Below are 11,524 nucleotides of genomic sequence, written 5' to 3'. Positions count from 1 at the left end.
ATCCGTTTTCTAAATGTAATGATTTCACTTTGCGTGTGCAGAGGGCGGCGGCTTGTCCGACTGCCCTTGCCTGCAAAGTATTCTTTTTCTGACACAACGCTCATGTACGTAACAACGCACCATCCAACCGGGGGAACAGGCCCCGAGAAGCAGGAGGGATGTCATTGAAAGCCTTATTTGAGAAGGAAAAAAATTACTGGAGCCATAAACTGGAATCTGAGGATCATATCATCTGTCTTCCATATACTAACAACGTGTCCAAAAGTACAACTGCAACGAGTTTAAATTCCCACACATACACACTCACATTTCCATCTGAAATTTCCCAAAGAATATCATCTATAACAGGTGGCGCTCCATGGGCCGTGTTTATGGTCCTGCTTGCTGGAGTAGAGAGCTTATTGCATAAATACACATGTGAGGAACGTGTGCTGCTGGGCATTCCGGTAGCCAAGTCTAGCAACGGTGCTACAAAGCCGATCAACCATCTGCTTTTATTGAAGAATACGCTGGATTCCAGCACAACCTTCAAAGCCTTGCTGTCTCAAATCAAAACCTCTGTCGGCGAAGCTATTGAACATCAAAACATTCCTTTTTGGAACTATTCTGAATTACTTGACATTCAACGTAATGAGGATGGAAAGCCTCTTATTCACACCACAGTATCCTTGCAAAATATTCATATTTCTGATTTTTTGAATCACGTACAATCTGAACTAGATTTCCAGTTTCAATGGGAACATGAAGCGGTCTCCCTGAACGTAAAGTATAATAGCGACCGTTATAGCGAGACGACGATTGAGCACTTTGTTGAGCAGCTTCTGCGGCTGTACACTATTGTTTTGCAGCAGCCAGAGTTGGCGATTTCCACAGCACAAGTGCTGTCAGAGCAAGAAGTAGAGCAGCTGCTCCATACCTTCAACGATACAAATGTGGATTATCCACGTCATGCGTCTATTCATGAATTGTTCGAGAAACAGGTGAAGCAGACACCACAGCAGGTGGCGGTAGTGTGTGGGCAAGATAGCCTAACCTATGCAGAATTGAATGAAAAGGCCAACCGACTGGCTCATTCTTTACGTAAGCAGGGAATCCGCACCGAGCAGACGGTCGGCATTGTAGCTGAACGCTCGATTGAGATGATTGTCGGTATGCTCGGAATTCTCAAAGCAGGTGGAGCGTATGTACCTATTGATTCTGATTACCCGGATGAGCGTGTACGCTATTTACTGAAGGATTCCGGTGCGGACATACTGCTCGTGCAGCGAATGGAACATCGGCCCACTGATTTTAAGGGAAGGGTGCTTGACCTTAGCGATGCTGCAATTTATGGAACGGATGATGCTGATCGTTACGATCCCATTTTGCCGAATGATCACGGAACGAATACTGATCCGGGATACGTGGACTGCCTAGATCCGTTCTACTCCATTTCCGCCAGTCCCGAACTTGCTTCTACGACAACCATACAACCAGAAAACATGCAACCCAAAGCTACGCAATCAGAACAAGCAAAACAAATACAGCAGACTTATGCAGCTAAAGAACAACCGAAGGCGAGCGCAGCTGATTGCTTGGCCTATATTATGTACACCTCAGGGACTACAGGCCAGCCCAAAGGGGTTATGGTGGAGCACCGTAATGTCGTGCGTTTGGTGACAAATACAAACTATGCACGCTTGAATGCCGACACACGCATTTTGCAGACCGGGTCTGTTGTCTTTGACGCGTCCACCTTCGAAATTTGGGGTGCGCTATTGAACGGTGGACAGCTTGTGCTGGTGAGTCAGGATGTTATTTTGGACGCGCCCAAGCTCAAGGAAGTTGTTCGCAATCACGGCATTACCACGATGTGGCTGACCGCACCACTCTTTAATCAGCTATCCCAGCAGGACTTGGAACTATTTGAGGGAATGCAGGAGCTGTTGGTCGGTGGTGATGTGCTGTCCGTACCGCATATTAACCGGGTATTGGAGGCCCATCCGAATCTACATATTATTAACGGCTACGGTCCGACGGAAAATACGACCTTTTCCACCACACATGCCATTACCGGCGTTCAATCGGCATCTGTGCCCATTGGTAGCCCGATCCATAACTCGACGGCATATGTTGTGGACGGTTCGATGCAGCTCCAGCCTGTTGGAGCGTGGGGAGAACTGATCGTCGGCGGTGACGGGGTGGCTCGCGGATACCGCAACCGCCCAGAACTGACGACCGAAAAGTTCATTGACAGTCCGTTCCGTGGCGGCGAACGCTGCTATCGAACAGGGGACCTGGTGCGTTGGAATGCGGACGGGACGCTGGAATATAAGGGACGAATCGACGCGCAGGTGAAAATTCGAGGCTACCGGATTGAGCTGGGCGAGGTGGAAGCACAGCTGTTGAAGCTGGAGGCAGTCCGAGAAGCTGTTGTAATTGCACATGAAGATGAGCAGGGGCAAAAGCTGCTCTGCGCATATGTGGTCACCCATGCGGAAGTAGCGACAAGTGAGCTGCGTAGTGCTTTGAGCCAGGAGCTACCGGGCTACATGGTACCGTCGTATTTTGTGCAGCTGGAGCAATTGCCACTGACGCCCAATGGCAAGGTGGATCGCCGAGCGTTGCCACAACCAGAGGGAGGTGTAAGCTCAGGCGCAGAATATGTACCTCCTCAAAATCAATTACAAGCACAACTGGCTAGCATCTGGAAAGATGTGCTGGAGCTTGAGCGCATTGGGATTAAGGATAACTTTTTTGAGGCAGGAGGACATTCCCTGCGGGCGACACATGTCATATCACTCATCTATAAGGAATTGCATAAAAATGTGCAACTAAAGGATCTGTTCCAGCATCCGACAATTGAACAGCTGGCGCAGGTTATTGAAGCACTGGAGCAAACCACCTATGAATCCATCCCTGTTACGGAGAATAAGCCATTTTATGCGGTTTCTTCAGCTCAAAAACGGATGTATATCCTCAATCAGCTTGATGGAGCGGGAATTAGCTATAACATACCTGGTGCCCTGACTCTGACCGGTTCACTTGATCACAAGGCACTGGATAACGCGTTCCGTCAGCTTATTGACCGCCATGAAACATTGCGCACAAGTTTTGAGACCATGAACGGTGAACCTGTCCAGCGAGTACATGACGAGGTTCCTTTTTGCATGGAATTGACCTATGCTCACGGAGCTGCCCCAAAGGAAACGGATGAGCTGGTACGTAACTTTGTCCAACCATTCGATCTGGGGCAGGCCCCGTTATTCCGAGTTGGTTTGATTGAAACAGACCCAGAGCATCATATTTTGCTCATGGACATGCATCATATCATTTCGGACGGCACCTCTATAAATGTACTAATTCAGGACTTTATTCATTTATATGCAGGCGACACACTGCCATCGCTACGCATTCAGTATAAAGACTACGCCGCTTGGCAACAGAAGCAGCAGCAAAGTGAACGCTACCGGGAACAGGAAAACTACTGGCTCAATACCTTCGCAGGAGAGCTACCTGTGCTTGATCTACCGACTGATTATCCACGCCCAGCGGTGAGAAGCTTTGAAGGAGATGTGCTGGAATTTACGCTTGACCAACGGCAAAGCGAAGGCTTAAAAAGCATAGCGGTGCAGACGGAATCGACATTATATATGGTGCTGTTGGCTGCCTATTCGGCTTTGCTTAGCCACTATAGCGGGCAGGAGGATATTATTGTCGGTTCGCCAATTGCAGGGCGGCCCCATGCGGATCTTGGCAGTCTGATCGGGATGTTCGTGAATACACTGGCAATCCGTAATTATCCAGAAGGCGGGAAAACGTTCCGCGATTATGTGTTGGAGGTCAAGGAAAACGCGTTAAAGGCTTTTGAACATCAGGATTATCCGTTTGAAGAGCTGGTGGAGAAGCTGGGCGTAGATCGAGATTTAAGCCGTAATCCGTTATTTGATACCATGTTTGCACTACAAAACATAGAGCAAAAAGAGCAGCAGCTGGCGGGGCTGCAATTGGCATCTTATCCAAGTGAACAAACGACGGCTAAATTTGATTTGAGTCTGTTCGCAGTGGAGGATGGAGAACAAATTTCCTGTGCTCTTCAATACGGAACTCGGCTGTACAAACGGGAAACCATTGAACGACTGACTGAACATTTGCAGCAGCTTATCAATGCGGTTATAAAACAGCCGGATATCGCTCTTTCGGCTATAGAAATGGTTTCGGCCCAAGAAAAAGAGCTGCTTGTGCAGAGATTCAATGATACGGTAGCAGACTATCCGTATCCACGAGATCAAGCACTGCATGTGCTGTTCGAGGAACAGGTAGCGCAATCACCAGATCGGCTGGCCATCACCTTTGCGGACATGCAGCTTACCTACCGCGAGCTAAATGAACGTGCCGACCGTCTGGCACGCATACTCGCTTCCCATGGGATACAGCGCGGGTCCGAGCCAGAGACACAGCGAGTAGGGATTATGGCTGAACGCTCCATTGAAATGGTCGTCGGTATGCTGGCGATTTTGAAGGTCGGAGGGGCTTACGTTCCCATTGATCCTGATTATCCTGAAGAGCGTATCCGTTATTTACTGGAGGATTCCAGTGCGGGGCTGTTACTGTTACAGCGACGTGAACAGATTCCTTTTGAACCCGGCATTCCGGTCATTGATTTGAGTGATGAACAGCGATGCAATAGCAAATCTGAATGTGACGCTCAGACGGATGGAACAATTGCGATTACAACAGGGGGATCTTCCTCCGATCTTGCGTATGTGATCTACACCTCTGGTACGACAGGCAAGCCGAAGGGCGTGATGATTGAGCACCGTAATGTCGTGCGGCTAGTGAAAAACAAAAGCTATGCCATGCTTGATGAAAATACACGTATGCTGCAATTGGGCGCAGTTGTGTTCGATGCCTCCACATTTGAAATCTGGGGAACGCTGCTGAACGGGGGACAACTGTATGTGGTAAGCCATGACACTATTCTGGATGCCTCCAAGCTCAAGCAGGCGATTGACAAGTATCGTGTTAACACGATGTTCATGACCACGGCTTTATTCAATCAGTATTCGCAGCAAGAAATCGGAGTGTTTGCGTCCTTGAAGGAGTTGCTCGTGGGTGGTGATGTGTTGTCTGTACCACACGTCAATCGTGTGTTGAAGGAGTACCCGCAGCTTCGCCTGGCCAATATTTATGGTCCGACGGAGAACACCACCTTTTCCACCATCTATGACATTACAGAACCGCAAACCCAGGCTATTCCCATTGGACGTCCAATTGATCACTCGACCGCTTATGTGGTCAATCGTTCGTTGAAGCTGCAACCTATCGGAGCCTGGGGAGAGTTGATCGTCGGTGGCGACGGTGTTGGGCGAGGATATCTGAATCGGCCCGAGCTTACGGCGGAAAAATTTATTGAAAGTCCATTCCGGTCTGGAGAATATTGCTATCGTACAGGGGACTTAGTGCGTTGGCGTGCTGATGGTGTACTGGAGTACAAGGGAAGAATGGATGAACAGGTCAAAATTCGCGGCTACCGCATTGAACTGGGTGAAATTGAAACCCGATTGTCCACAATTCCAGGTGTGAAGGAATCGGTTGTTACCGTGCGGCAGGACGATCACGGACAAAAGCAGCTGTGTGCCTATTTTGCAACAGACAGTGAATTGAGCGCCAGCGACTTACGTAACATTTTGTCGCAGGATCTGCCTGGCTATATGGTGCCGTCCTACTTTGTGCAGCTCTCCAGACTGCCTTTGACGCTGAATGGCAAAGTAGACCGTAGGGCACTGCCCGCACCTGAGCACAATCTCGATACAGGTATGGATTATGTGGCACCCGAGACGGATGTCCAACAGGCACTGGCTACGGCTTGGGGAGCCATTCTTGGTATCCCGAAAGTCGGAATACAGGATAACTTTTTCCATTTGGGTGGTGACTCCATCAAGGCCATCCAAGTATCGTCCCGCTTGTTTCAGGCTGGATACAAGCTGGAAATGAAGGACTTGTTCAAATACCCGACAATTGCGGGACTAAGCACATATATTCAGCCTGTTAACCGAATAGCCGAGCAGGGCGAGGTTACAGGAAATGTAGTGCTTACACCGATTCAGCGCTGGTTTTTTGAACAGCCAACGGGAGAACTACACTATTTTAACCAATCTGTCATGCTCTATCGTCAGGAAGGCTATGACGAACAGGCACTACGGCGGGCGCTCCATCAGATTACTTCGCACCATGATGCATTGCGTATGGTTTTTAGTTTGTCGGAGAACGGATGTACAGCATGGAACCGCAGTGTAGAGGAAGGCGAACCGTACCATCTGGAATGCTTTGACTATAATGACAGCGATGTAAACAAGCAAGATTTGGCGAAGATAATTGAAGCGAAATGTAATGAAATTCAATCTGGTATTTCCCTAAGCGAAGGTCCGCTGATGAGACTGGGGCTGTTCCGTTGCCCGGATGGAGATCATCTGCTGGTCGTGATTCATCATTTGGCGGTGGACGGAGTATCCTGGCGCATTTTATTCGAGGATTTGGCGACTGCCTATGATCAAGCCTCCAAGGGTGAACAGGTGATTCAGCTGCCTCATAAAACAGATTCGTTCCAAACATGGGCCGAGCAGCTGCACGCTTATGCCAACAGTCCAGCTATGGAACGTGAGCGAGCGTATTGGGGGAAACTTGCACAAGCGGATCCGGCTCCTTTGCCGCAGGATTACGGGCATAACGAGCACGAAAAGCCATTGATTGGCGATAGTGAGTCGGTTACTGCTTTGTGGACACATGCAGAGACAGAGCAACTGCTCAAGCAGGCCAATCGTGCCTACCGTACAGAAATTAATGACCTGTTGTTGACGGCGGTAGGAATGGCATTGCAAGCATGGAGTGGAAATGATCGTTTCCTGATAAATCTAGAGGGACATGGACGTGAAGCCATTTTACCAGAGGTGGACATTACTCGAACGATAGGGTGGTTTACAAGCCAATATCCTGTTTTGCTCGATATGCCGGAAGAACTGGCACTTTCGCAACGGATTAAGCGTGTGAAGGAAGGACTGCGCGGCATTCCGCAAAAAGGGATTGGCTACGGTGTACTGAAATATTTAGCCGACCGTCAGACACAGGCACCGGAGGCATCTCCAGCCATATTTACGACAGATCCCGAAATCAGCTTTAACTATTTGGGACAGTTCGATCAGGATATGAAAGGGAACGACTTGCAATCATCCTCATATGAGGGTGGGATGCCGTTGAGCCCGACCATGGCTCGAACGTATACGCTGGATTTTGGCGGCATTATTTCGGGGGGCCAACTGGGTCTGACGATTAGCTATAGTCGTACCAGCTATAGACCGGAGACCATCGAGCGATTGGCGAAATTCCTGGAATCGAGCCTGCGTGAAATTTTGGCGCATTGCATCCATAAAGAACACCCGGAGCTTACCCCAAGTGATATTTCTTATAAAGGAATGAGTGTGGAGGGCTTGGACAGCCTGTTATCTGAAATGGGTGCTGCGGGTGAGATCGACAATGTATATGCACTGACCCCCATGCAGAAAGGGATGCTGTTTCACAGTCAGCTAGATAGTCAAGCAGCTGCGAATGACGCGTATTTTGAGCAGGTTTCTTATGATATGCGAGGTCAGATGGACATTCGGGCTTTTGCAGAAAGCCTGAATATTCTGGTTCGGCGACATGAGGCGTTGCGTACACATTTTTATTTTGGCAGAGATACGGAACCGTTGCAGGTGGTGTATCGAAATCGGGATTGCGGCTTTCAATATGAAGATTTACACCATCTGGATGAGGATGAAATAGATACCTGGGTGAAAAATTTCAAGCTACAAGATAAAGCACGGGGCTTTGATCTGCGTCGGGATGTCCTGCTGCGTGTAGCGATTTTACGTACTGGAGAAGACAGCTATCATTTTGTATGGAGCTTCCATCATATCGTCATGGACGGCTGGTGTCTCTCCCTTATAAATAAAGAAGTGTTTGAAAGCTATGCAGCACTTCAGGAGGGCAGAGTACCAGAGCTGGCACCGGCAGTGCCGTACAGCCGCTTTATTGAATGGCTGGAAGCACAGGATCGCAAGGCGGCAACCGACTACTGGAGCAGCTATTTATCCGGATATGAGCAGCAAACAGCGTTACCAGCTGTAAAATCCGGTCGCAAGAGTGAAGGCAACACGGCTAGTGATTGGGTGACGGTTTTGGAACGTGAGTTGACCCTCCGGGTGGAGGAGACGGCTAAGCGATATCAAGTGACCATGAATACGTTATTACAAACCGCATGGGGGATTGTGCTGCAAAAATATAACAACCACAGTGATGTCGTATTTGGCAGTGTCGTCTCAGGCCGTCCATCAGATATTATCGGGGTAGAGGATATTATCGGCTTGTTCATTAATACCATTCCCGTTCGCATTCTTAGTAAGGCAGGGGAATCTTTTGCAGAAGTTATGAAGAAAACGCAGGAGCAGGCGCTGGCTTCTCATGCATATGATACGTATCCACTGTTTGAGATTCAGGCATTGACCGACCAGAAACAGGATTTAATTAACCATATTATGGTGTTTGAAAATTATCCGGTAGATGAGCAGGTCGAAGAACTGGGAAGTGCCGGGCAGGATACATTCCCGATTTCCAACGTGGTGGCTGCAGAGCAGACTAACTATGATCTGAGCTTAGTCGTTATGCCGGGAGAATGCATCAAGATTCGTTTTATGTATAATGCGTTAAGTTATGATCAAACAGGCATTGAGCGTCTGCATGGGCATTTTGTGAATCTGTTGGAGCAAGTTTTGCTTAACCCGAATGTTTGCGTAGAAGAGCTGGAACTCGTTACAGCGGCGGAAAAACAACAAATTACAGGAGAGTTTAATGACACTGCCTCTGCATATCCAAGCCATCACACGATCCAAAAACTGTTTGAGGAGCAGGCAGAGCGCACGCCGGATCATATTGCTGTAGCTTTGGGTCATCAATCATTGACCTATCGGGAACTCAATGAGACAGCCAACCGTTTAGCGCATACGCTACGTGATGCAGGGGTGAAATCCGATGAACCTGTGGGCATTTTGACGGAGCGCTCACTGGATATGATTACGGGAACACTCGCTATTTTGAAGGCTGGAGGCGCGTATGTGCCGGTAGACCCTCAATATCCGGAGGACCGTATCCGTTATATGCTGGAGGACTCGGGAGCTAAGCTGCTGCTGGCTCAGCAGGATTTACTGGATCGTTGCTATTTTGACGGACAGATTGTCAATCTGAATGAGGATACGTCCTACAGTGCAGATGCTTCCAATCTGGGTATAGATGGAGCGGGTAATCATGCTGCTTATGTCATTTATACCTCAGGTTCAACAGGTAAGCCTAAGGGTGTCGTAGTTGAGCATCAAAGTGTCGTGCGCCTTGTCCGCAATACGGATTATGTGCCATTTGATGAATCGACCCGAATGCTGCAGACTTGCGCGTTTGTATTTGATGTATCTACGTTTGAAATTTGGGGTGCGCTACTGAATGGTGGTCAGCTTGTTCTTGTGCATAAGGATGATCTATTGGACGCGGCCAAGCTTAAAGAGACGATACGGGATCATCACGTCACCATGATGTGGCTGACCACACCGTTATTTAATCAGCTTTCACAGCAGGATAGTAAACTTTTCGGCGATGTGAAGTATTTGCTGGTTGGTGGTGATGTTTTGTCTGCACCCCATATTAACCGGGTCCTGCGCGATAATCCGGACATGAACATCATTAACGGCTATGGGCCAACGGAAAACACAACCTTTTCGACAACGTATCACATTACGGAAGAACAGCTGGATTCTGTGCCGATCGGACGGCCCATCTGCAATTCGACGGCGTATGTTGTAGATTCGTCATTTAACCTGCAACCGGTCGGAGCTTGGGGTGAGCTGGTCGTCGGCGGAGACGGAGTTGCACGTGGTTATCTAAATCGTCCTGAGCTGACGGCTGAGAGATTTCTTGCTAACCCGTGGAGGGACGGAGATCGCCTGTACTGCACGGGAGACCTTGTTCGCTGGCGTGAAGACGGCATACTGGAATACGCTGGACGGATTGATCAACAGGTTAAAATTCGCGGTTACCGGATTGAGCTGGGTGAGGTGGAGGCGCGGCTGGCAAGTGTACCGTCCGTGCGGGATAGCGTGGTTATTGCTTTGCGGGATGGAGCAGGTCAGCAGCAATTATGTGCTTACTTTACTGCCGATGAACAGCTGACCATCCGTGAGATTCGAGCTGCGATGTCGGCCAGTCTGCCGAGCTATATGATTCCATCCGCATTTGTACAGCTGGATCGGTTTCCGCTGACGACAAACGGCAAAATCGACCGCAAAGCTTTACCTGTGCCGGACAAAGGGCTGCACACGGGTACAGAATATGTCGCACCGCGAACCGATGTGGAGCAGTTGCTGGCATCCATTTGGCAGGAAGTGCTTGAAATTCCACAAGTGGGTATCCATGATGACTTTTTCACGTTGGGTGGACATTCCTTGAAAGTACTGGAGCTTATACGCAAAGTTCACCTTGCCACAGACATTGAGCTCCCCATCCGTAGTGTTATGGACTTCCCGACTATAGAAGAGCAGGCGCTCACATTATTGAAAGCCGATCTGGAATACAAGGCCGATAGTCCAATCATTCGGTTGAATGAACACGGTCCGATCTCCATCTTCTGCTTTCCTCCTATGCTTGGATACGGGCTGTCGTTCGCGGAGCTGGCGAAACAACTGGATCAGGACGCAGTCGTGTATGGATTAGAGTTCGTGGATGATGCTGCGGATGAGCAGGCCATGCTGGCACGTTACGTTGATTTGATCGTCAGCACGCAAGCGCAAGGTCCGTATGTGCTGCTTGGTTATTCCATAGGTGGTAATCTGGCGCATAAGGTTGCTGACACACTGGAACGTCAAGGCTATGCTGTATCCGATATTTTTATGCTCGATTCGGTCAAAAGGGCGGAAGCCCTGCCCTTCACAGTTGAAGAAACAGAGCATGAAATTCATGATATGCTGGAACAGGTTCCCGACTCCTACCGTGAGCTGTTGAATGAAACGTACCAACGTAAAATGATCGCTTACGCGGTGTATGGCAACCAGCTTGTGAATACAGAGAGCGTTCAGGCGAATATTCACGGCTTTGTCGCCGTTGGATCGGAAACGGTGAGGGGTACAGGAGATAATCGACTTTTATGGAAAGACGCTACACAAGGTAGCTATGAAGAGCATAGCTTGATTGGTAATCATTATGAACTACTGGAACCCGGATTTATCGAGGAAAATGTAAAAAGTATCCGTGCCACAATACAAAAGATAACTCGGAACACGGACAAAGACATGACACAAGATTTGGCACATCATAAATCTTGAAAATCTATGGTCGGTGATGTAACGAACGGAATCACTAATTTTTAATCTGTAACACATGAATCCTGATCGACAGGTAAGAAGTCTTCTGCTTACACGATTAGATCAGGATTCGCTTTATCATGTGCACTCCCGCGATGGGAAGTGCG

The 11,524-nt window shown here is 48.8% G+C and carries 1 protein-coding gene; it reads left to right on the top strand.

The window, feature by feature from the left end; translation table 11 throughout:
* Nucleotides 1-164: 164 nt before the first annotated feature.
* On the top strand, nt 165-11,378 hold the full coding sequence (locus MHB46_RS03025; protein ID WP_341161568.1) for an amino acid adenylation domain-containing protein: 11,214 nt from the start codon (nt 165-167) through the stop codon (nt 11,376-11,378).
* Nucleotides 11,379-11,524: the final 146 nt, after the last annotated feature.

Source organism: Paenibacillus sp. FSL H7-0703 (assembly GCF_038003485.1).
Classification (GTDB): domain Bacteria; phylum Bacillota; class Bacilli; order Paenibacillales; family Paenibacillaceae; genus Paenibacillus; species Paenibacillus polymyxa_B.
This window is presented reverse-complemented; position numbering and strand designations above follow the sequence as displayed.